This window comes from Pseudoalteromonas sp. T1lg65, from assembly GCF_051930985.1.
GTDB lineage: Bacteria > Pseudomonadota > Gammaproteobacteria > Enterobacterales > Alteromonadaceae > Pseudoalteromonas.
Window position 1 is genome coordinate 674482 of record NZ_CP196838.1, and the last position, 23919, is coordinate 698400.

Annotated in this window: 21 protein-coding genes; 3 read left to right on the plus strand and 18 right to left on the minus strand. The window is 41.0% G+C overall.

Translation table 11 applies throughout. The annotated features are described in order from the left end of the window. The first annotated feature begins 386 nt into the window (after window positions 1–386). Window positions 387–1502 (plus strand): aspartate-semialdehyde dehydrogenase, encoded by a 1116-nt coding sequence (gene asd, locus ACSLBF_RS20025; protein ID WP_440056402.1) that lies wholly within the window; start codon window positions 387–389, stop codon window positions 1500–1502. 49 nt (window positions 1503–1551) lie between these two features. On the opposite strand, the gene ACSLBF_RS20030 is transcribed toward asd, so the two are convergent. The 5 genes from ACSLBF_RS20030 to ACSLBF_RS20050 all read right to left on the minus strand — a co-directional run bounded on the left by ACSLBF_RS20030 (window position 1552) and on the right by ACSLBF_RS20050 (window position 5226). Then, window positions 1552–1845, minus strand: a complete 294-nt coding sequence (locus ACSLBF_RS20030; protein WP_440056403.1) for an antibiotic biosynthesis monooxygenase family protein — start codon at window positions 1843–1845, stop codon at window positions 1552–1554. An 18-nt stretch (window positions 1846–1863) separates the two neighbouring features. Continuing rightward, on the minus strand, window positions 1864–2298 hold the full coding sequence (locus tag ACSLBF_RS20035; RefSeq protein WP_440056404.1) for a DUF2214 family protein: 435 nt from the start codon (window positions 2296–2298) through the stop codon (window positions 1864–1866). Between the two features lie 105 nt (window positions 2299–2403). Further along, window positions 2404–2910, minus strand: coding sequence for a DUF4240 domain-containing protein (locus ACSLBF_RS20040; protein WP_440056405.1), 507 nt, complete (start codon window positions 2908–2910; stop codon window positions 2404–2406). Between the two features lie 97 nt (window positions 2911–3007). Beyond that, entirely contained in the window at window positions 3008–3505 is a 498-nt protein-coding gene (ilvN, locus tag ACSLBF_RS20045; protein ID WP_440056406.1) for an acetolactate synthase small subunit, read from the minus strand. Continuing rightward, a complete protein-coding gene (locus ACSLBF_RS20050; RefSeq protein ID WP_440056407.1) occupies window positions 3505–5226 on the minus strand; it encodes an acetolactate synthase 3 large subunit in 1722 nt (573 codons plus the stop codon). Before ACSLBF_RS20050 ends, ilvN begins: the two co-directional genes overlap by 1 nt. Window positions 5227–5657: 431 nt before the next feature. On the opposite strand from ACSLBF_RS20050, the gene ACSLBF_RS20055 reads away from it, so the two are divergent. Continuing rightward, window positions 5658–8627 carry an immune inhibitor A domain-containing protein gene (locus tag ACSLBF_RS20055; protein ID WP_440056408.1) on the plus strand — a complete coding sequence of 990 codons (2970 nt, stop codon included), beginning with the start codon at window positions 5658–5660 and terminating at the stop codon, window positions 8625–8627. 66 nt (window positions 8628–8693) lie between these two features. Here the strand turns inward: ACSLBF_RS20055 and ACSLBF_RS20060 are convergent, their stop codons facing one another. The 6 genes from ACSLBF_RS20060 to ACSLBF_RS20085 form a co-directional block, all read right to left on the minus strand. Further along, window positions 8694–9701 (minus strand): isocitrate dehydrogenase, encoded by a 1008-nt coding sequence (locus ACSLBF_RS20060; RefSeq protein ID WP_440056409.1) that lies wholly within the window; start codon window positions 9699–9701, stop codon window positions 8694–8696. A 201-nt stretch (window positions 9702–9902) separates the two neighbouring features. Next, window positions 9903–11594: a hypothetical protein gene (locus ACSLBF_RS20065; RefSeq protein ID WP_440056410.1), complete on the minus strand. Its 1692-nt coding sequence runs from the start codon at window positions 11592–11594 to the stop codon at window positions 9903–9905. Next, window positions 11594–11980: a DUF3192 domain-containing protein gene (locus ACSLBF_RS20070; RefSeq protein ID WP_440056411.1), complete on the minus strand. Its 387-nt coding sequence runs from the start codon at window positions 11978–11980 to the stop codon at window positions 11594–11596. Before ACSLBF_RS20070 ends, ACSLBF_RS20065 begins: the two co-directional genes overlap by 1 nt. A 92-nt stretch (window positions 11981–12072) precedes the next feature. Further along, window positions 12073–12846 (minus strand): flap endonuclease Xni, encoded by a 774-nt coding sequence (gene xni / locus ACSLBF_RS20075; protein ID WP_440056412.1) that lies wholly within the window; start codon window positions 12844–12846, stop codon window positions 12073–12075. A gap of 3 nt (window positions 12847–12849) precedes the next feature. Further along, on the minus strand, window positions 12850–14193 hold the full coding sequence (gene ppnN, locus ACSLBF_RS20080) for a nucleotide 5'-monophosphate nucleosidase PpnN (protein ID WP_440056413.1): 1344 nt from the start codon (window positions 14191–14193) through the stop codon (window positions 12850–12852). A 31-nt stretch (window positions 14194–14224) separates the two neighbouring features. Then, window positions 14225–15757, minus strand: coding sequence for a diguanylate cyclase (locus tag ACSLBF_RS20085; protein ID WP_440056414.1), 1533 nt, complete (start codon window positions 15755–15757; stop codon window positions 14225–14227). Window positions 15758–15933: 176 nt separating this feature from the next. Between ACSLBF_RS20085 and ACSLBF_RS20090 the strand changes: the two genes are divergently transcribed. Next, window positions 15934–17715 (plus strand): M61 family metallopeptidase, encoded by a 1782-nt coding sequence (locus ACSLBF_RS20090; protein ID WP_440056415.1) that lies wholly within the window; start codon window positions 15934–15936, stop codon window positions 17713–17715. Window positions 17716–17840: 125 nt separating this feature from the next. On the opposite strand, the gene ACSLBF_RS20095 is transcribed toward ACSLBF_RS20090, so the two are convergent. The 7 genes from ACSLBF_RS20095 to ACSLBF_RS20125 all read right to left on the minus strand — a co-directional run bounded on the left by ACSLBF_RS20095 (window position 17841) and on the right by ACSLBF_RS20125 (window position 23913). After that, a complete protein-coding gene (locus tag ACSLBF_RS20095; RefSeq protein WP_440056417.1) occupies window positions 17841–18917 on the minus strand; it encodes a CDP-glycerol glycerophosphotransferase family protein in 1077 nt (358 codons plus the stop codon). A gap of 130 nt (window positions 18918–19047) precedes the next feature. Next, window positions 19048–19596 carry a YkvA family protein gene (locus ACSLBF_RS20100; protein ID WP_440056418.1) on the minus strand — a complete coding sequence of 183 codons (549 nt, stop codon included), beginning with the start codon at window positions 19594–19596 and terminating at the stop codon, window positions 19048–19050. Window positions 19597–19767: 171 nt separating this feature from the next. After that, window positions 19768–20550 carry a glycosyltransferase family 25 protein gene (locus tag ACSLBF_RS20105; protein WP_440056419.1) on the minus strand — a complete coding sequence of 261 codons (783 nt, stop codon included), beginning with the start codon at window positions 20548–20550 and terminating at the stop codon, window positions 19768–19770. 178 nt (window positions 20551–20728) lie between these two features. Continuing rightward, window positions 20729–21520 carry a dermatopontin-like protein gene (locus ACSLBF_RS20110; RefSeq protein ID WP_440056420.1) on the minus strand — a complete coding sequence of 264 codons (792 nt, stop codon included), beginning with the start codon at window positions 21518–21520 and terminating at the stop codon, window positions 20729–20731. 292 nt (window positions 21521–21812) lie between these two features. After that, window positions 21813–22427 carry a bifunctional phosphoribosyl-AMP cyclohydrolase/phosphoribosyl-ATP diphosphatase HisIE gene (gene hisIE, locus ACSLBF_RS20115; protein ID WP_440056421.1) on the minus strand — a complete coding sequence of 205 codons (615 nt, stop codon included), beginning with the start codon at window positions 22425–22427 and terminating at the stop codon, window positions 21813–21815. Continuing rightward, on the minus strand, window positions 22424–23197 hold the full coding sequence (gene hisF / locus ACSLBF_RS20120) for an imidazole glycerol phosphate synthase subunit HisF (protein WP_440056422.1): 774 nt from the start codon (window positions 23195–23197) through the stop codon (window positions 22424–22426). Before hisF ends, hisIE begins: the two co-directional genes overlap by 4 nt. Further along, the gene (locus tag ACSLBF_RS20125; RefSeq protein ID WP_440056423.1) at window positions 23179–23913 is read right to left on the minus strand and encodes a 1-(5-phosphoribosyl)-5-[(5-phosphoribosylamino)methylideneamino] imidazole-4-carboxamide isomerase; all 735 of its coding nucleotides are present in this window, start codon (window positions 23911–23913) and stop codon (window positions 23179–23181) included. Before ACSLBF_RS20125 ends, hisF begins: the two co-directional genes overlap by 19 nt. Window positions 23914–23919: the final 6 nt, after the last annotated feature.

The following is a 23919-nucleotide window of genomic DNA, read 5'->3' on the forward strand; positions in this document are numbered from 1 at the left end:
TAATAGATTTGTAATTTTTTGACTGTATTCTTTATAGCATTAGAGCACGTGATAAAAATAACAAAACGCTCTTCTCGTACCGAGTTCTATTTGGCGCGAAAGCGTTTATTAGGACAACCTTTACATGTTGTATCCAAACCCCGCCTTGCGGGGTTTTTTATTATCAAAACTTCTTTGCAGCGCGTTGGTCAAACTTGCGATGTAATTGATAACAGCACATAAAATTAATGGCGCAAAGTCTTTAAAGTTACGCTGTCAAAACTGACTAATATTTCCTCATTTCAAGCTATTGCACACTAGTTTAACTATTACAATTCTGATATCTTAGCCATCTAGACATACGACTCACGCAATGACTTCGTATCAATCAGAATAAGGCAAATAACATGAACAAAGTTGGACTCGTCGGCTGGCGTGGAATGGTGGGCTCAGTACTTATGGAGCGAATGCAGCAAGAGAATGATTTTGAAAAGATCAATCCATTCTTTTTCACTACTTCGCAAACAGGTCAATTAGGCCCGACATTCTCTGGTAGTGGAGATGCAAAGCCACTCCAAGATGCGCATGACATTGAAGCACTAGCCAATATGGATATTATTATCTCTTGCCAAGGTGGCGATTACACTAAAGCCGTATACCCTGCATTGCGTGAATCGGGCTGGGAAGGTTATTGGATAGATGCTGCATCAGCTCTACGTATGTCAAAAGATAGTATTATTGTTCTAGACCCAGTTAACCTTGACGTAATTAAACAAGGATTGGAGCAAGGGGTAAAAACCTTTGTTGGTGGTAACTGCACGGTATCTTTGATGTTGTTAGCATTAGGTGGCTTGTTTGAACAAGACCTTATTGAATGGGTAAGCCCGATGACCTATCAAGCAGCATCTGGTGCAGGCGCGAAAAACATGCGTGAATTGATTACGCAAATGGGCGAAATTCATGACTCGGTCAAAGACAAACTTGCAGATCCTAGTTCTGCAATTTTGGAAATCGACCATATTGTCGCTAAAAAAATACAAGATAAATCATTGCCACAGGACCAATTCGGCGTGCCGCTTGCGGGTAGCTTAATTCCATGGATCGATGTTCCGATGGAATCTGGACAAAGTAAAGAAGAATGGAAAGCACAAGTAGAGGCTAACAAAATTTTAGGCTCTTCAAAGCAACCTATTCCGATAGATGGTTTGTGTGTCAGAATTGGGGCAATGCGTTGTCATTCCCAAGCACTAACCATTAAACTGCGAGAAAATCGTTCTGTTGCGGAAATCGAAGAGATTTTAGCGTCCCACAATGAGTGGGTAAAAGTAATACCAAATGACCGAGATATCACTGCAACAGAGCTTACACCTGTCAAAGTTACTGGTACATTGAACATTCCAATTGGGCGTATTCGCAAGCTATCAATGGGCGATAAATACATCAGTGCTTTCACAGTCGGCGACCAGTTGCTTTGGGGCGCGGCCGAACCATTACGCCGAATGTTGAATATTATTTGTAACTGATCGTGAGATGAGTCCAGTAAATTTATGCTGGACTCTAGCCAGTTCTTAACTATGACTCAAAGCTATACTGCCGTTTCATCTCTAAAATTTGAACTGAGTATGAGGTATACCACTTTTCTCTTCCACGCTGTTGAGCTAACGCATGCTCAGGATCGGATTTCCAGCGCTTTATCGCTTCTTCATCTTCCCAGTAAGATATCGTTACTTCATACTCATCGTCACTTGCAGCAATAAAATCGATACAACCGTATTTATCAAATGCTAATTCTCTCATACGTTTGACCATTTCATTATATCCCGAGTCTTGCTTGCCAGGTTTGGCTTTAAATATAACTGCATACATTGCTTATTATTTCCCTTATCAGAAGATAGTCATTGCTCTTGAAATATAAACACCTAATAACGGTAGGAATAACAGTATTAGGAGTTCAAATTTTTTTATTATTCGTAAATAAGCTGGTATAACAATTTCATTACTAGAAGATTTTCTATTTTTTAAAATAAAAACTGTGGGAAAAAAAGAAATAACTGCAATACCAATAAACAGGGTGACTTTAAGATGGAAGGTGGGGTTATCGGTGTAGATTTCACTCGGCTTTCCTACCATTAGCCACAAACACAGGCCAGTGGCTAGCGTGCACAGCGCACTAATTCCGTATATGGCGTCAATCAACACTAGCTTCTTTAAAGTTCGTATGCTTACCACCTTCGTCATTAAAACATTTTCTACAACTAACATCGCGGCAAGAAAAATAAAACTGATAAAGTGAAGATAGCGTACAACCAAATCATCCATTTACCACATATCCTTTTTTAACAACTTATAATATCCGATAAGCTTTAACACTTTATTTTGTTAGATAGGATTATCTATAATTTTGTGCCTTTGGTCGAGCATTATTTACCCAAGCCAGTATCTTTCAAATAATCTCGGTAAATCCAGTCTCAGCTGTTTTGGCTTATTTTTAAACTTTTTCCCTTGTGGTGGAAAATTTACAACGCTGTGGTAAGGTAATTCTTCACCGCTCATTTCTTCGTAAAGTAGTCCCGCTACCAAATCTAGTTCATCAACATACGGGTAGGGCAGCTGATCTTTAATTGGTATTTCTATCACACAGTCGTCAAATGTGTCTGGTTGTACTTTTATTGCGTTGACTGCAGACTCGCCTGAAGAAATTAGCCAGTTACAGAAATCTAAAAAGTCATACTCACTGTTACATCCGGCGACAACGTAAGCTACCTTCCAAACATCCCAATGCCACAACGCTCTTAACTGTTGTATATATAGCGTGTCAAAATCGGCTATTTCCTGTGTAGTCAATTGAGACAACCTCAGTTTTAGTTGCTGGGATTTGTCTTCGTATTCAGGCGCAAGTGTGACAAGTTGCCAAAAAGTTGATAGTTCCATGTAGATTCAAAAATTCGCGATAAAAAGCCATTATACTTGAGTTCAAACAGGATACAAAAATGGGCACCTTAAGTGCCCTCGGTACATAACTCTAAATTTAGCCCTTCAGCGCTTTATCACCGCGCCCAATCCCAACAGCGCCAGAGCGAACCACTTCGATGATGTCGCTTTCATGCCTTAGCATATCGAGAAATGATTCAATACGGTCCGCAGTGCTAACCATTTGCAAAATATAGCTTTGTTTTCCCATGTCGATAATACTAGCTTGGAACACTTCACAAACGCGGGTGACAGCTGCTCGTGTTAATTCGTCTCTAGCAAATACTTTAGCAAGTAACAACTCTCTTTCAATATGCTGTACTTCTGTCAAGTCTATCACTTTAAGAACGTCAACCAGTTTGTTCACCTGCTTAGTAATTTGCTCTACAACTCTATCATCACCGTGAGTCGTAATTGTGATCCGAGACAGCGTTTTATCTGCTGTTGGACAAACGGTTAGACTGTCAATGTTATAAGCTCGCTGTGAGAATAACCCAACGATCCTTGATAGTGAGCCGGGTTCATTTGCTAACAGTATAGAAAGAATACGTTTCATTATGCTTTTACTCCCTTTTTTAACCACATTTCATCAACGGGTCCATGCTTTATTTGCATCGGATACACGTGTTCAGACTCATCTACCAAAATATCCAAAAACACCAATCGATCTTTTATTTCAAATGCCTTTTGCAACGCTTCATCTAATTCTGAGGGATGATTGACTTGGATGCCGATATGGCCGTAACTTTGTGCAAGTGCCACAAAATCAGGCAGTGATTCCATGTAGGAACTGGAATGACGTCCGCCATACATCATGTCTTGCCATTGTCTTACCATCCCAAGAGAGCGATTGTTTAAGGAGATGACTTTTACCGCCAGTCCATACTGTAAGCAGGTAGATAACTCTTGGATATTCATTTGTATTGAGCCATCTCCAGTAACACATAGCACTTCACTGTCAGGAAATGCTTTTTTAACTCCCATCGCAGCAGGTAGACCAAATCCCATTGTGCCAAGGCCACCTGAATTTATCCATTGCCTTGGTTTTTTAAACGGATAATATTGCGCCGCAAACATCTGATGTTGGCCAACATCAGAGCACACATAGGCGTCGCCATTACTGTATTGATATAATTTTTCAATTACCGTCTGTGGTTTAATTTTTTCAACACCAGGCGCATAAGAAAGGCATCGTTGCTCTCGCCATTGTGTGATCATTTGCCACCAATCCTCTTGTGCAGCTCTGTCGATACGAGCATCACTCTTGTCAATGGCTTGTATCAATTGGTCTAAAACATTGTCTAAGCAGCCAACTACTGGGATATGGGCTTTGATGGTTTTTGAAATAGAAGTCGGATCCACATCAACATGCACGATGGTCGCATCCGGACAGAATTTTTTAACATTATTGGTAACTCTGTCATCAAATCGAGCGCCAAGGGCCAGAATAACATCCGCATTAGCCATCGCTTTGTTAGCTTCTACATTGCCATGCATACCCAACATACCAATAAAATTTGGGTGTGTGCCACTAATTCCACCAAGCCCCATTAGCGTATTAGTTATAGGCGCATTGAGTTTTTCGACAAGTTCTGTGAGCTTGTCTGACGTGTTTGATAGAATTATTCCACCCCCTGAATAAATCACTAACCGTTTAGCATCTAAAATCGCTGCGATGGCCTTTTTTATTTGTTTTGGGTGACCTTTTACATTCGGGTTGTAGGTTCTCATCTCGATACGTTCAGGCATGATATAGGGGAACTTTATCTCCGGATTCAAAATATCTTTTGGTAGTTCAACAACGACAGGTCCAGGTCTACCTGTATTTGCCAAATAAAATGCTTTAGCCAAAATTTCCGGGATTTGCTGTGCATCTCGGCAATTAAAGCTGTGTTTAACAATTGGTCTGGAGCAGCCAACAATATCAGTCTCTTGAAACGCGTCGTCACCGATGTAGTTTGACGGCACCTGCCCGGAAAGTACCACCATTGGGATCGAGTCCATATATGCCGTAGCAATACCGGTAATACAATTGGTAGCGCCTGGGCCACTGGTTGCGAGTACGACACCGACGTCTCCTGTGCTTCTAGCATAGCCGTCAGCCATATGCGTTGCTGCCTGCTCATGACGAACTAGAATATGCTCAATACCATCTTGCAGGAACAGTGCGTCGTATAAATCTAAAACTGAACCGCCTGGATATCCAAATATGTATTTTACTTGTAAATCATGTAGCGCCTTAACTACTAACTCTGAGCCACTATATTGCTCTGCCATCGCCTCATTCCTCATACCAAATTAATTCAAGCCAAAAAAAACCCCGCGGTTGCGGGGTTTGGTCTAATTTCTTTCAACTAATAGCTCCCCGCTGAACTCAGTATTGAGACCAGTACCACCACGAGAACGATTACTTGAAAAAATGATTGCATTGAATAATTCCTCTAAATACGAGCTTAAAGACTACACAGGAATGCATAGAAAAACCACATTGTGATGTTTTAAATGTTGAAAGATAGTATTTCGTTTCGGAATTGGTTACATTTAGCCTGATTTATTTAACCTCAGGCAATCCGCTAGCAATTTGTAGTGACCTCCGCTATTAAAAAGACGCAAACACTACCTGTCGTTATCAATCCACTATCTATGACAACATTATATCTGCTAGCAACTAACAGCTAGTACATGGCTATATCAAGAGGAGTAGCACCATGAAACCCATTCATCGGGCATTGGCTTTAGGCCTATGTATTACATCAGTCACAGCAACGGCTGAAGTCTTTAATCAGGAGCGCTACTTCTATTGGCAAGAAAAACGCCTCGGCCGAGAACTAAGTGATTACGAAAAGCAACAACTTTTAAACTCATTAAACTTTAATGGACCAGAGGCTAGAGTAAACCCGCCTTTAGCAATAAAGGCTCCAACAATACTAAACCCTAAGTTTAAAAAGCAAATGACTTCACCCACACTACCAGGGATTTCAGAAGCTAAAATTCTGGCAATTTTGGTTGATTTTCCTGATCTGCCACATAATGATAATCGCTTAAGTGTTGGTGACACGGATATGTTCTATTCGTCATATTCAACTGATCATTACCAATCCTTGTTGTTTTCAAACACTGGCTATAATGGCCCAAATAACGAAAACCTAAACTCAGCAAACCAATTTTATCAACAAGCCTCTGGAGACAGCTTTTCTTTATCTGGGCAAGTTATCGATTGGGTTCGAGTGAGTGAAAACGCCAAATATTATGGTGAGAGAACCGATAACGATAATGACATTAGACCTAGCGAGTTAGTGTTTGAAGCAATTCAGAAAGCCATAGAACAAAATCAAATCGACTTGGCAGACTATGATAAAACGGATCTATTTGACTTAGACGGCGATGGCATAATAGCAGAATCTGATGGCGTCATTGACCACATCATGCTGTTCCATTCTAGTATTGGTGAAGAAGCCGGTGGCGGTGTGTTAGGTGGAGATGCAATCTGGTCTCATCGATTCTTTGTTTTCGACGACAATTACGAGCCTAAAGCTATCCCAGGCACAAACTATAAAGCCTTTAACTATACAATAAATCCGATCGACGCAGCTATCGGTGTTGTTGTCCACGAGTTTGGTCACGACTTGGGTCTACCAGATGAATATGACCTAGACAATCCCGTTGTTGGTGAGCCCGTGTCGCTTTGGTCAGTGATGTCTGCTGGCACATATTTAGGACCACTTAGTGGCTCTGCACCCAATCAGTTTTCTCCAAAAAACTTAGACGTTTTACAAACGAAACTAGGCGGCAACTGGATTAACCAAAAAACCTATGCACTCGGTGAACTATCACAAGCAAAATCCACTACATTATCTGATGCTGGAGTCAATGACAGTCAGGTTAACCAAGTTAAAATCAACCTTCCAGGTGAAATCAAGGATTTTGTTGAGCCTTTAAATGGCGATTATCATTATTATTCAGGCCAAGGTAATGGCTTAATCTCATACGCTGGCTTTTCTATAACTTTACCCAATAGTGAAGACATAACACTCTCTATGCTAGCGAACTATAGCATTCAAAAAGATTATGACCTTTTCCAAATATATGTGAACAATGAGCCAGTGGCAGGTAATTTAACCAAAGACGCTCACCCTACCTATAATGGTGTAACCAACTATATTGATGGTGACTCCTCAGCAAGTGGAGAAAATACCGTTACATTGAGCTTTGACTTGTCCACTTATAAAGGCCAACAAATCAATGTTTTCATGGCTTATTTCACTGATGCTCAAATCTCGCATAAAGGAATATTGTTGGACGACATTAAAGTCACCAACGGCGAGCAAGTGCTTTATTCTAATGATGCTGAGGGCACTGCAAGTCTGCAATATGAGGGTTTTAGAAAAATATCTCAATACATTAGCGGGCCACAGCGCGATTACTATCTACAACTACGTTCTCACCGAGGTTTAGACTCTGGTTTACAACAGTATGGCTACAATACGGGTCTATTACTTTGGTATAGCAACGAAGCGGAATCGAACAATTCGACTTCTATTCACCCCGGCACTGGTAACATGCTCGTTATCGACACAGATCAACGCCCAATATTTAAAGCAAACGGTGTATCACCGGCAATTAGCCAAATTCAAGTTCGTGATGCAGCACTGAGAACTACGCAACAAACCGCTGGTCTAGGTGATCAAGACTTGTCAGCTATTTCGAGCTTTAATGACCAAAATGACTACGCTTTTGAGCTGCAACCAGAGTCAGGAGTTGTATTACCTAAACTAGGCGTAGCTGTTACGCTTAATAGTGTGTCTGAAGATGCGAGCAACGCTAACTTGACTATCAGCCATAACTATCAGCCGAAAATAGTCACTGAACAAACTGGAAATGTCATCACATTTACCGTCGAGGGCCTTGTTGCTACAGAATTAGACTCATTCAATTGGTCTTTTGGTGATGGCCACAATAGCCGTCGAATTTCACCAACACACACTTATGCAGAACTCGGCGACTACACAGTGGTATTTACACATGTCACAGCACAGGGCAGAACAAAAACCGCTTCAACGGATGTCACAGTGACTAGCCTTGATTCGCCTGCACTCAAAATAAACAACATTTTATCTCAGGTAAATGGACCGCGGGCTGAGTTTTCTATTTCTGCCAGTGGTGGGGTTGCACCATATAGCTATTCATGGTCTTTTGGTGATGGAAACTCCGAAACTGGACGTTCAGTTGCTAACACGTATACACTCAGCGGAGCATATACCGTTGTGGTGGAAGTGACAGATGCTGGTGGTACTACGATAACGCAATCTAAGCAGATTGACATTGAAGTGCCGTTAGCAGTGTCAATCAGTAATTCAACATCAGACTTATCAGTTACTCTATCAGCTACTGGGCAAGGTGGTGACGGTAATTATACAGTCACTTGGGATTTTGGTGATGGCAATACAGCGACAGGGCTAACAACATCTCATCGTTATCAAAGCGCTGGAACTTACGAAATTACTGCCACCTTAACTGATAAGCTTGGGCAGACACTAACCAGTACTATCGACGTAACTGTTACCGCTCCAACGACGACTACTCCGGAAACCAGCAGCTCTACAGGCTCCTCAGGAGGAGCTGCATATCACTTGTTGTGGTTGATGCTTTTTGCAGGACTAAGAAGAAAGCTCAATTAAGGGACAAAATTGAGATAGAAAAAAGGTGGGAAGTCCCACCTTTTTTATACTCTACAACCGAATAACTTACAGTCGCTCAATTACCGCTTGAGTGAAATCAGTAGTACCATGGTTACCACCTAAGTCACGCGTTGTACGATCACCGCTCTTAATTACATCCGCAACTGCGTTGCGAATGCGATCAGCTTTTTCTGCTTCACCCAAGTATTCAAGCATTTGAATAGAAGCAAGAATTACAGAAGTTGGGTTTGCTAAGTTTTTACCTGCAATATCAGGTGCACTGCCATGTACCGCTTCGAAAATGGCTGCGTCTTCACCAATGTTAGCGCCCGGTGCCATACCTAAACCGCCAACAAGACCCGCACAAAGATCTGAAAGAATGTCACCGAATAAGTTTGTCGTCACAATTACATCAAACTCTTCTGGTGTCATCACCAACTTCATACAAGTTGCATCAACGATCATCTCTGCAGATTCGATTTCTGGATAACGTTCACCTACTTCACGTGCAACTTTCAAAAACAATCCCGAGGTTGATTTTAGGATGTTTGCTTTATGAACCGCCGTGACCTTTTTACGACCTTCGCGTTTTGCTAGTTCGTAAGCAAAAGTTACGATTTTTTCAGCACCGTCACGTGTGATCTTTGACATTGCTTCTGCTTCAGAGCCATCTTCTGAAACAACTTGACCTAGACCAGAGTACATACCTTGAGTGTTTTCACGAACCGTTATGATATCGATGTCATCGTAACGTGCCTTTGTCCCTTCGAACGATTTAACCGGTCGAACATTCGCGTAAAGTCCAAACTTTTTACGCAGCGTCACGTTAATTGAGGTAAAGCCTTCACCGACAGGTGTTGTTAAAGGTCCTTTGAGGGTAATTTTATTGCGCTCAATTGCTTCTAAAGTTTCAGCAGGAAGTAGGTCGCCTGTCTTCTCAAGCGCAGCAAGACCCGCATCCACATATTCATACTCGTAGTCACAACCAGCAGCTTTTAAAATTTCGATAGCCGACTCGATAATGCTTGGACCAATACCGTCGCCTTTAATCACCGTGATGATTTGCTTTGCCATGTTTTTTTCCTTTATCAAAAGTAGTTTTTACACTTCAATGGTGTTTAATGCCATTTAGTCTAGTAGAAAACATTGAGAGTGTATGTTCGCTTGCGTGAGCCGCGTTTTATATCAATTTCTTTACGCTTATTCCAGCAGGGAATGTCAATTTGGCATAACCTGTGTTTATGCTTGATATAGCGCTCATTTATTGAATAAATATCATTCGATAGTAGAGTAAAAACCGGCTTCCAATAAGGCATTTTCAAAAGCTTGATAAGAGGTAAATTCGCTATCTGAAACCATTGCATCCATAAACTGGCTTTGCCAGGCGGTAGGTTGCCAAAATGGAGCCATTACCTTAAGGGCGACCAGCTTAATAAAGATAAATATGTTGGTGTTTTGAGGTAATTCAGACTTAACCGATGTTTCGCTATCCAGCATGTTTTGATGAAGCTTGCTATCGGCAAAATGTCTTTGCATAAATTGGTTCAGTTTATCGAATGCTATTTCTTGTATGCCAAATAGATTTGCGACTGAAATCACTTTTTCTGAAAAAGGTTCCCGTTTAAATGCTGTCAGGTGTTGAATTTCAACCCCTTGATGTAGAACTAAAAATGTAACCACTGCGGTAAAAGGTGAAAGTATCTCTTCATATTCCTGTCCATAGCTCGACCCCACAAAAATCGCGATAATTTGCGCTAGCATTGTATATTTAGCTAATACATCCTCTGTAAATGGCAGCGGATGACTGGCTATTACTTGTTCTAACAATACTCGTTGTGAAAGTAACCCAGCAGTATCAAGTCCCACCATCGCAAGCGAATGCCTTACGGAAGCAGCCTTTAAGTGTTCACGATTGTACTGCCTAGCCGCTAATTGCAGCGCATTGTCGATATTTTGATGTTGGGAAATTAGTTTTTCTAGTGCGCTGAAGCTTTGAAAACGACTATGGGATAGTTCTTCTATTAGCGCTAATACACCAGTTTCTGTCCCTTGGTTTACATTGTGCGGAACCGTTTCGAGTTGAAACCAAACTTTTAATAGCAGCTGCTCATCATCAATCGTCATCGATGCAAATCTAAACTCCAATGGCTTATGTGTTTTTACTAATTTTCTGGCTCTACCATAATCAATAATACATATAAGCTTTTCTTGTTCGTTGCTGTCAATTAATACGCCTTGCTGTTCATCAATTTCGCATAATAGCCCCGCAGGTCTCAAGCTGAAGCTACCACAAATGGCATCCAAGACTGTTGTTAAATATTTATTAGCTGGTTTCAGATACAGTCGTTTAATTGCCTCATCAAGCCCCAACGTTCGTTTGTTAAAATTGGGCGTGATCAATTGCGATAATTTATGTGCTACGGCGACAATTAGAGACGCGTTATCTGTAAACCTTGTGGGTTCAGGTGACACTAATCGCTGACTGTAACTAGAAAGCCGCGACAAAATCCTCAAACATTGCAAATAGGGCGTTTTCGCTTCTTCTAGCAGATTTACCGTCAGTTGATGTCTAACTTTCCATAATTTTTGACCCTGACGTGATAAGCTTTCTCCTCGCCCAATCATATCGGTCTCTTTTGCCACACATAAATAATCAGCTAAGCAAGCTAATAACAACTCTTCAGTCACAGAGTTAGAAAATCCAAGTTGTTTACAGGCCATACAGACCAAAATGGCTTGATTGATAACTAGGTTGGTACTGTAAGGAAAGTTTGAAGAATAGAGGCTAAGTTGAGCATGTAAAGCGTTAGGATTTGACTCATAGCATTGAATATACAGCTGTGAAAGCTTAACAAGGGTAGGGTAAATGGATGGCCACGTCGCCTTTTTGTAATAATGCCTCAATACTTTATGCGTACCACCTATCAGTGCTTTTAGCGTTCTGGGCGTAATGCGCATTGCTTCCATTAGCTATTTACTTTATCGAAGGCGACTCGCGCGCCGGGTCCCCACAAAACAAGAATACCATTTTCAAATAATAATCCTGTACACTCGTCTTCGGTGGTGATGCCGTCAGGTTTAACCAGTTGAGTTCTATAAAAGACAATTTGTGAAATATTATCACCATACTTTTTGACGTAGGTAAGATCTGGACTTCCTAAGGTGTCCAAAACAACACTTAATTCGACTTTATCTTTTAAACTTAAGCTACTGATAAAACGATTGTTAAATGCTTCACGGTCTTGCCAAATCATCGCTTGCGGGTCGTCTTTGTAATAATTAATCACCAAAAACACAACCGAAGCATAAACTGCCAATCCAAGAAAAATATACTGTAAGATTTTTCGAATCATTTTACACTCTAGTTGAATATGCTAGGGATGCCCACAGCACCGATATAGCCTCTATCATAAAGAAGTTGCTCAGCTAGTACCAGTCAGTAGTACTATTTAATTAACCTTATGTCTTTCATGCTAAAACCGAGTTCTATATCCTTCCTGAGGGTCACCAATGCCTCACTCAAAATATAGTCATCAAGACCTAATTGAAGTTTTTCCTTTATCGCGGGTTTAACGGCAATACTTGCAAGCATATTGGTTAAAGAATCATGTTCTTTTACCAGTTTGCAGGCGGTTTTTGCACCAATCCCTCTAACACCGGGTATGTCATTGGTTTTATCTCCGCAAAGCGCCCAATAACGGGTTAACTCTAAGCATCCTACTCCATACTTATCAATCACATCCTGCTCGGTTTTTGATGTTCGATTAAAGTGATCATAAACCGTAATTTTTTCACTCAGTAACGGCAAAAATCCTTTATCCGTAGACACGATAACCACATTAACATTTGATGCCGCAGCCTTGGTCGCTAGTGTTGCAATAACATCATCGGCCTCATCGTTTTCAGGATGAAAAGATTTAATACCGGCCTTTGCAATGACGCCGTCAAATTCGCTTAAGCTTAACTTGAGATTTTCAGGCATCGGTTTTCTGCTTGATTTGTATTGTGGATAAAAGTGATACCTCCAACTTTTATCACCATCAAACACAGCTACAGCGTGGCTTGGTTTATGAGTTTTACATAGTGACTTAATTGCACTTTGTACTGCATTACAGGTATTTTTAACGGCGATGGATGCATCGTTAGCTTCGTGGGTTTCATTAACAGCATAGATGCGTCGAATAAGATTCAACGCATCTATTAACAATAGGCGTTTCATAGATTACGATTTAATTTTATAACAAGGAATATATTTGCTGCCGGGCAGTTTCATGCGCCCTTGGCTGACAAACTCACCTAGTAATTTATCCATGTCAGACATCAACACTTTGTCACCACTTAATTCATAAGGTCCATGGTTCTTGATTGCCGTAATCCCTTCATCTTTGACGTTACCTGCTACAATTCCAGAAAACGCTCTTCTTAGATTTGCCGCAAGCTTTTGTTTAGGTTGATTAAGATGAAGATCAAGAGATGCCATATTTTCATGCGTTGGAGCAAACGGGAGTTGAAAATCATTCTCTATTTTAAGCGTCCAATTGAAATAGTAAGCATCACCTTGAGATTTTCGATATTCACGAACCGCAGGCATGGAGCTTTTAAGCTTTTTAGCCACAAGAGCCGGATCATCGACTATTATTTCAAACTTTTCTAACGCTTCTTTACCGAGTGTTTTCTCTATGAAAGCGCTGATTTCGTCAAAATAGGCAGCCGCTTGTTTTGGCCCCGTCAAAATCACAGGTAAATGTTGTTTTTGGTTTTCTGGATGAAGCAATATCCCGAGTAAATACAATAGCTCTTCAGCAGTACCAGCTCCGCCAGGAAAAATTATGATACCGTGCGCCACGCGAACAAATGCTTCCAAACGTTTTTCTATGTCAGGCAATATCACTAATTCGTTAACAATTGGGTTCGGCGGCTCTGCCGCTATAATACTTGGCTCAGTCAGACCAAGGTAACGATTATTGGTCACCCTTTGTTTAGCATGCCCAATCGTTGCCCCTTTCATCGGGCCCTTCATAGCACCAGGTCCACAACCAGTACAAATGTTAAGTCCTCGTAAGCCTAACTGGTAACCGACTTCTTTGGTATATTTGTACTCGACTTCATTAATGGAATGACCACCCCAACAAACTATCATATTTGGGTCTTTGTTCACTTCCAGCGCTTCTGCATTACGCAGCATATCGAATACCATGTGAGTTATCTGTTCGTGCGAAGTTAATTGTTCTTGATACTTTTGACAGATAAACAATATGTCTCGAATCACCGAGAAGATATGCTCGTGAATACCGCTTATGATCTGACCATCAACAAACGCAGACTCAGGAGGATTGCTAAGCGCAATTTTTATCCCTCGCTCTCTGGCAATTAACCTGATATCAAAGTCTTCGTATTTATCATAAATTTCCGAACTTGAGTCGGTATGACTTCCTACGTTCAACACAGCAAGTGCACAATTCCTAAAAAGCCTATATCTTTCACTGGTTGTTGATTGTTGTAACAAGTCAACTTCAAGTTTTGACAATAAATTTAAAACACCCGTTGGGTTTAGTTCTACCTGCATAGGCTTACTCCTTTTTGGTCAGGAAGCGCATCTATTTAAAGCACAATCGATCTCTTCCACTGTTCTTTGCTTCATAAAGCGCATCATCGGCTCTGTCGAATGCGCTCAGCGGTGTATCACCTACGGTGAATTGTGTCGCGCCGATTGAGATGGTGATAACGACTTCTTCGTTCTTAAACTTAAACGGTATAGAACGCACGGTTTGTCTGATTTTTTCCAGTGGCCTGCGCGCGTGCTCCAGTGGCATTCCTGGCATTAATAGGACGAACTCTTCACCACCGTAACGAGCAATAAAATCTGTTTTTCTGATTGATTTACTTAGTGCTTTGGCGATTACTTGAAGTGTTTTATCACCAGCACTGTGGCCGTACTTATCGTTAATTGATTTAAAGTGGTCTACATCAACGACCGCAAGCGTCACATCGCCATTGTTAATTTCAAACAGTTGAAACTCATGGCTATACCTTTCATCAAAAGCCATCCGGTTTGGAAGTTTTGTTAACCCGTCTAAGAGACTTTTGAACTTTTGCTCAGATAATCGTGTTTTGTATTTATTGACCTTTTGCTCAAGCGTATTAATCCGCGCATTAATCTGGTTAAACGAGGTAATCAGCGCTTCTCGCTCAGCCGCTTCAAGCTGATCGCGCTCAATGATATCTTTACTCAATGATTTGAGTTCATTATCTACAATAGATTTAAGTTCAGTGATTGAGGTAGCTGTGTGCGTTTTTGCATTTAGGCTTTGGATTTTTTCTTCAATTTTGGTGTTTAACAGCGCCAATTCTTTAGTTGTTGTTTTTGAGCGAGAAGTCGTTTCAATAATAGACTTATTCAATTCATCTAAAGTTTGGTTCAACGAAACTAAGAAGCCTTGCGCTGACTGACGCTCTTTCGCAATGGTTTGGGCGATAACCCTTATAACGTTGACGGCACATTCATGTAGACTTTCAATGCTATCACTCTCACTTAACGCTGCTTTTATCGTTTTAATTTGTTCGAGCGCTTCATCTTCGAAAATTAGTTCGTTAATCAAAGCCAGCAATTCCATAGCAAGCTCTGGATGATTTTGCTTTAGCGCATCGTCAGATAGCTCTAACTTCGAATTTAATACCGTGTGATATATTGCAACCAACCGTTCTAGGATTGGTAAATAACCATTGGTTGCGTTTACATCAGCAAGGCCCCGCTCCAACAAAACTCTAAGCTGACGTCTTGATTCAGCAGGAACACCTTTTACTTTTTGTAACTGTTTACCAGCCTTAGATACGGCTTCTTCAAGCGCGCGTTGGTTTGCACTTGTGGTAGTTTCTTGAACTTTTAACGGTTCAGCCAGTGCATCAATCACAGGCACAAGCTGTTCAAAGTCAACACCTTTGTTAATTATGCTTCGAAATTTTGCAAGTTGATTATCGAGAGAAACATCTTGCCCCTTACAGGCTAATGAAAGCTTTGCTGCAAATTGAGTTAACACATCAACCTGATGCTTACGTGCATTTTCAAGCGTGGTGCGAGCATCAATTGCTTTTTGCAACTTTTGTTCGAGCTTTAAAACTTTATCGGTCACGAATTTCCAGTCTTTTATTAATACCTTAGATTTAGTTTACAACAAATAGCTAACCAGTGCGTAGGAATTTAAAGGTTTAAAATGGTCTTATTTCAGTGTCAACTCGTCGAATAATTTGGAGCATAAAAGTGTAGTTTGGTAAGTTTCAGTCATAATTCATATCGTAAAAGTCATAAATGAAAAAAATAGCTCCTCTAAGCATACTTTTCTGCACTGTTAGTGCATTTGCAGATGTAAACTACCATGTCACTATCGACCAACCGGAACACCATTTAGCCAAGGTCAATGTTACTTTCCCAAAAACAGCCCTAAATAGCTTAGATATTCAACTTCCAGATTGGCGAACTGGACGCTACGAGATATTAGATTTAGCCAATGGAATTCGTTATTTCGAAGCAAAAACCACTCAGGGTGAAGCGCTTGAGTGGAAGAAAATTGACAAAAATACTTGGCGGGTATTTATAGCTGATCCCGCTGAGGTCCAAGTCAGCTATCAAGTCTACGCCAATGAACTTGGACTTCGAGCAAGGCATATCGATGACAGCCATGCCTTTATTGATGCCTCTGGTTTCTTCATGTTTAGCGACGCATATCGAAATGAGCCTGTCACCGTTACACTTCAGGTGCCTACTAGTTGGCGTTCTGTATCCGGGATGGAATTTGCTGACACTAAACACAGTTTTGAAGCTGATAATTATGACATTTTAGTAGACTCGCCCATTGAAACAGGTATAAACCAACTTCATAAATTCACTGTCGATGGCAGAGATTACGAGTTGGTGGTCTGGGGGCAAGGTAACTATGACGTGGATTTAATGATAAAAGACTTGCAAAAGTTAGTCACAACCGGTTCTTTAATTTGGCATGAATATCCTTATCAACGCTATGTATTTATGGTTCACGCAACGAGTGGGGCGCGGGGTGCTACCGAACACTTAAACTCAACTATAATTCAGCGTCACCGTGATAGTTTCAAACAGCGTGAGGATTATGTCGGGTTTATTTCTACCGCTGCCCATGAGTTCATTCATACCTGGAATGTAAAGAACTACCGACCTGAAGGGTTAGTACCTTATGACTACGTCAGTGAAAATTATTCAGATCTGCTGTGGTTATCTGAAGGTTCTACCAGCTATTTCGAAGACTATTTGTTGCTTAGTGCTGGGATCACCACAAACCAAGAGTATTTCAAAATACTGACGTCTAGGGTTAATAGACACCTCAACTCTCCTGGTCGCGAAGTGCAGTCTGTAGCCGCAACCAGCTTTGATAAATGGATTAATCAAGGAGGTGACCATGGTAAAAACTACAGCACAAATATTTATTCTGAAGGCGCGTTAGTTTCTATGGCCCTTGATATCAAGCTACTTGATGAATCCAATGGAAAGATCAGCTATCGAGATGTACATAAAGAATTGTATCAGCGTCATAAGTTACCAGATAAATTTAACGCTGATGATGTTAAGGCAATTTTAACAGCGCTTACAGGAAACGATTATTCAAACTGGTGGGAGAACAACGTAAACAGTCCAGCAGCCATCAACTTTGACAGTTTGTTCGAAAAAGTCGGACTAACGCATACATTGCCTACAGATGCGGTTCCAGTTGCGAAACTCGATGCCAAAGCAAAGTCTGAAGGTGCGTTGTTAACATTAACTCATGTCGCTCGCAACGGTAATGCTTGGCAAGCAGGCTTAACAGCCGGAGACAAGCTGGTCGCAATAGACGGTCATCATGTGCGCAACACGCTTAAAGCAACACTTGAAAATTTCGCTCCTGAGCAAAAAGTCGAAGTGTTTTACATTAGAAGAGACTTACTGAAACGTACCGAAGTACAACTCGGCTCTGGCTATGATAAAGACAAAATCATTAAGGCAGTAGCGAGTCCAACAGAACGTCAGTTAATGATGTATAAAGCTTGGATGGGTGTCCCTCACCCAAATGCAAAAGCCGACTAATAGTCAAATAAATCAAGGCTCTGTATAGTTCAGAGCCTTGGCTTTAGCCCAGTAAACTCAACTAACAATTAAGTTTTTTCAATAGCGTGAGCTTAAAATAAGCGTTTATTTGCCGCTGAGCGTGACTACCACTTCCAGTAGTTAAGCTTCTTCCTAAATTTAAGTTGCCTCACTAAGTTAAGCGGCTTTTTCTTTAGCTCAGTTCCAGCAGATTCAATCAAGTCATTGGTTGCTTCTAGTACTCTATAGCTTGACTGACCATCAGAGTAGGGGTGAAGCTGCTGGCAATATTGCTCGATTTCTGTCATTAAATTAGCAGGGTAGGTCAACGCTTCAGCTATCGCCGAAGATACTTTTTCAGGGTCGGTAATATTAAGTAAATGTGGTTTTGGCACTTGTGTATCAAATGTCACCACTGGTTTTCTTAATAGAAGAAACATCAACATAATCGATGACGTATCACATAACATCACATCCGCAGCTTTTAACAAAGGTAGTACGTCATCGGTTTCTACAAACGTCAGATCGTCATTTTGCATCGCCTTATACTGGCTGACTGTTTCCTCGGATATCTTTGGATGAAACTGCACCAGAATACGATATTTTTTGCTGTCTCTAAGTGCTCGAATTTGTTGTTCAAGCTTTAAGGCTAAGGATAGGCGTTTAGAGAACGTGGAACAGATCAACAAAGTAGGCCTAGCATCATTGTGATCTACATACGGGTTAGCGTCGCCGTCGGTGAACAAAGGATCGAGCGTTGACCAGCCGGTCTCCCTTACTCTAAAGAATCCCATTTCTTCAGCCATTTGCTGAAATGGTTCTGTGGTATTAGGTCCTTGTGTACAATACAAGTCGAAACAACCGCGTATTTTATAATGATCGTTTTGACCTTTTCTGTTTACTTTTCCGGCATCAAAACCGTGAAACACAGCGACTTTCCAACCAGGGAAGAAAGTAGGAATATTGTTCGATGGTGCAAAAACCGCGTCGGGCTTCCAGTCTCGAATTTCATCAATCGAAGACAGCGAAAGCTCATCGTCATGAAGGTAAGTTTTGTCGATTTCGTTTCCTTGTAAAAACCACTTTACTTCACCACCAAACCGTTTAATCGCACTTTGTATTGGCCGTAGAATCGCATAAGAATAGTTTTGCGAAGCAAATAATAAATAACGTTTTCCTGATGTTTTTTCGAGAAGACTCAATCCGGTTACCATAATATCACTATTAAATTATGGCTATAGTATGAAGGTATTATTACGATGTAAAGTGTCAGGTCATGTTGTGGGGAAAGAGTAGTCAAGTGAGACCTGCGCCTCACCTGACTGGATTAACTTACATAATACGAGAGAGTAAGCGACTGCTTTTCTTGCTACGAGTTCTGCGCATTGAAGAACGGATCTGAGCACGCGTTCCTGCCAGCCAACTATCACGATCCACCTTAGCAGCATCGCCACGGCGCGCTTCTTCTGTTGCTCTAAAGCCACAAAATTCGCGGTAAGCTTTAAGATCAAGTGACAGCTCTTGCAACACCAACTCAATCATGATCGCATCGTCGATAAAACCAAGCACAGGGATGTGATCTGGAACAATATCTTCAGGCTCACCAAAATACGCTAACGATGCCATTATCTCTTTCTTTTCATCTTCAGGCATTTGCCATTCTTCATCTAATACGGCATCGATCAATGTTTGTAGTGACAGCAGACGCGTGCTAACAAACTCAGGAAGGTTTGCTTTTTCCATAGACGCAACTAAGTCTCTTGCTTTTGCAATGATCTCACCGTCACTCAAATTATTGTTTTTAGCAATAGCTGCTTTCATCATGTTGCGAAAGTGCTCTAAATCCGAATCTGATAGCTCAAAATTGATTTCAATAGACACTGTTTTGCTCCCTTGTAGATTATTATTTTTTTGTAACCGGATTTACGTGTATCCGCTAACCGTTTCGCTATATGCTAGCACATTTCTGACAAAATTCTCGCAAAATAGCAACCAAAACACGTCTATTAGACTAAATTATCATGAACAAACTTTTCTTTGATTAGTAACCAATCAAGTTGCTGCGTTATCGAACCTTTTTACCATGTCTTCTAAGCGTTTTTGATTCATTAGATATTTTTTAAAATGATACTTTTGTTTCGCCCAAAACCGCTTTTTTGGCTTATTTCTACCAGTTTGTGTAGCTATTGTGCTTTCAAACTGTGTTCCTTGTTGCACGGGAGGAGGGCTCATCTGAAAAACATCAATTCCTTGTTCCCAGCTATGCTGAAGGTCAGTATCGACAGGTCTACCAAAAGGTACAAACGTTTCCAAGATTTTCTTTGCACCCGCGTAGCTAATCGCTTGAGCACACGTGCCTGCCGGGATTTTTTTAGTTAGTGCAATGTCAAAGTGACTCGTTAATCGCTGACTAGCGACAACCACCTTAGCTTTACCAATTCCTCGTTGGGCGAGTTTTATCACATCCCAATGACTAGGTATTTCCGAAATCGCTGCAAATACCTCTTTAAGATCACTCACCAAATTGAAGTCATCTTCAAAGACAATCGCGTACGGTAATTTGCGAGTCACTATTTCTTTTAACACTCTTAAATGGCTGACGTAACATCCAATTTCACCGTCAGTCAATGGTCTAAAAAACCGTGTCGCGTTAACTTGATGTGAGTAGTATTGCGCTTTTTCCGTTATATCCATGGCGGAACCAAGTGTTGCACTGATACGTTCAAACTCAATATCAAAGTGTTCGAATTGCGCTGTTGCGTTAGCTAAGCGTTCAGTACTTGAATCTAAATTGATTAGAAAGACTTGAGGCTGTTGTTCTATAGCTTTTGTCATTAGACCGTTACCATTTCATTGAAAGACATTTCGTCATGGTGCTTCTAAGTAGAAGCAAGTAAGGAAAGTATGAAAAATTCACAAGACGTTTTAATTAACGAATGTTTTCAGTAATAAGACATCAAGTTTGTATGGCATGACACAGGGCCAACAAAATGCTAGCCCTGCCTAAAACTAATTACCAATCACTTAAAGCTTCACAATATGAAACAGCAAATGTTCTATCTTCATATCGGTTTTCATGACGACTTGCCATACCAACCATGGCACCGTGACCACCTAGCGTCCAAGGCGCATCAAACAAGGTGTAGCTCGTTGATCTGCAGTTTTCTGGAGTAAGTATTGAACCATAACTGCTGTAAGCCATACCACCACAGTTAAAGTTGAAAGTTCTATCTTCTAAATGATTATAATGACGACTAGACATACCAACTAAAAATTGGCCATTCGGGCATGTATAATTGAACGCATCATCTCCAGAATTAATGTAGCCACTCCATTTGGTTGTTCTTCTATAAACACGATTTCCGTTTGCAGTTTTAAACTTTGTACATACCACACTGAAAACTCGGTCTTCATGGTGATCTGAGTGAATACTCGACATCGAACTAATGAACATATTAGAAGGACATGTATATGAAAGCGCCTGGTCATAGGTGTTTAAGTCAGCAGTTTTAAACTGACTGTAAACAACAAGCCTGTCACCACCCAAGGTATTGAGGTCACTCTTGACTGATTTTAGGTTAAGATCATTAACTGAAATCCCAACCGTTTGCTCTTTTACACCGAACTTAGATACATCGTTACCGCTTTCAATTAGTGCGATAATTTCATCAATTTTCGTTTCATTGCCTGCAGGGATCGTGTAGCTCTTATTTCCGAGTAAGAACTCAGACTCTGCAGCAGCGGAGAAAGTAGCAGCGATACCAATAGACGCAACAGTGAATAACATTAAGTTTTGTATTTTCATTTCTAGCTCCTTTAAAAATTTATTATGCCAACTCTTTGGCGGGGTCATTAAATGGAAAAAGGGACAACAAAGCAAACAAAAAAACAACACAAAATTAGCACTATTTACCTTATACAAACTTTTACAGTTTGATTAAAAAGAATAATTTAGCTGTGGAAGCGACTACACTGGGAAAGAATTTTGAACTGATCAATAATTAAACATTTTGTGTAAATTTATGACAACGCTGACAATCAAGTGTATACGTCATTGCTAGGCGGGAAGGAGAGCTCCTTCCCGAATATATCCTGAACTACTTGCTCCGTTTTGATAACGTGTGAATGACATTGGCAAGCGTGAGGCCTTGCCTTTGTAACAGAACAATCAAGTGATAAAGCAAGTCAGCTGATTCATTCAACAGTTCTTCATTATCGTTTTTCATCGCCGCAAGGGCCACTTCTACGCCTTCTTCACCGACTTTTTGGCAGCTGCGGCTGAGGTCCTTCGCAAATAGTGAGGCAGTGTAACTCGATTCAGGATCTGCTGATTTACGAGCTTCTATTATTTGCTCTAGCTTACCAAGAAAAGCTAGCGAAGGTGCAGCAACGTCACCAAAACAGCTATTTGTGCCTAAATGACAAGTCGGCCCCTTAGGTTCAGCAAAGACGAGCAAGCTATCTCTGTCACAATCGGTATAAACTGCTTTGAGCACTAACACGTTATTGGATGTTTCCCCTTTGGTCCAAAGGCGTTGCTTAGAGCGGGAATAAAATGTAACGAGTTGCTTCTCAAAAGTGCTCACCAGTGCCGCTCTATTCATAAACCCCTGCATTAATACCACACCGGTATTAATATCCTGCACAATGGCTGGGAGCAGTTCTGATTTAGTAAAATCTACTTGTTCTAGGTTTTCTGGAGTAATTTTCATTGTCTTGCTGCCACCCCCTGAGTGATTAAATAGTGTTTTAGTTCCGGAATCGAAATAAGCTGTTTGTGGAACACGCTCGCGGCCAAAGCGCCATCAACTTCGCTTTGCTTAAACACATCAACAAAATCTTGCATTGTACCGGCTCCGCCAGAAGCGATGAGTGGTACACTACACCTTTTGCGCATTTCGCTTAGCTGAGTATTGTCATAACCTTTTCTAACGCCGTCTTGGTTCATACAGTTAAGGACGATTTCACCCGCTCCTAACTCCTGGATCATGTCTATCCATTGAGGCGTTTTATAGCGGGTTCGGCTTGACGCATCCGGATCACCAGTAAATTGATAAACTAGATATTCACCTGATTGTTCGTCATAGAAACTATCTACACCAACAACTACACACTGCTTACCAAATTCATCGTGCAGCTCTTTAATTAACTGCGGACGGGCAATTGCCGGGCTGTTTATGGATATTTTGTCGGCACCTTGTTCTAGAACTCGAGCTGCATCAGCGACAGACTTAATACCACCTGCAACACAGAAAGGAATATCTATGTGCCTCGCTATTTCGGTTACCCAATTTACATCAAGTAGGCGCTTCTCGACGCTGGCACTGATTTCGTAGAATACCAATTCATCTGCACCAGCTTCACTATATAACTTAGCCAAAGTAAGGATATCTCCGACCACTTCATGATCTCTAAATTTCACCCCCTTAACGACTTGCCCATTTTTTACGTCTAAACAGGGAATTATGCGTTTTGATAGCATTGCAGTGCCTCCTCAACAGAAAATGCTCCTTCTAATAAGGACTTCCCAAGGATCACGCCCCCGACGTTTAATGCATTTAGTTGTTTTATATCTTCTAAAGTGCTGACACCACCAGAAGCCTGAACCTTAATCGCACTGTTATGGTTTACAATGTCGTGATAAAGCGAAAATGAAGGCCCGGTCATCGTGCCATCCTTACTTATGTCCGTACATAAAAAATCAGCTACCCCTAATTCGGTATAAAAATCCATTAAAGCAAACAGGTCTTGCTTTGCATCGCTTAGCCAACCGTGGGTTGCAGGTAACCACTTTCCGTCTTTGTTATTAACATCAAGTGCAATCACAAATTGTTGCGCGCCATATTGTTTAATCCAACTTGCAACCTCTTGTTGTTTATCAACTGCCATAGACCCAATTACTACTTGGGAAGCACCTGCTTCGAGCCATTGCACAACATCTTGTACTCGCCGGATCCCCCCACCGACTTGGTACGGCACATTAATGTTTTTAGTCGCTTGCTGAATTGTCTGCCACTGCTTCTTTTCCGGGTTACGCGCGCCTTCGAGATCCACCAAATGTAACTTTTTTGCACCTGAGTTTTGATATTCTTGAAGCCGTTCGGACAGTTCAAAAGGGTAGAACTGAGCGGTATCGTATTTGCCTTGGTAAAGTCTCACAATACTATTATTTAGCACATCTAAAGCTGGAATAATCATCGTTCT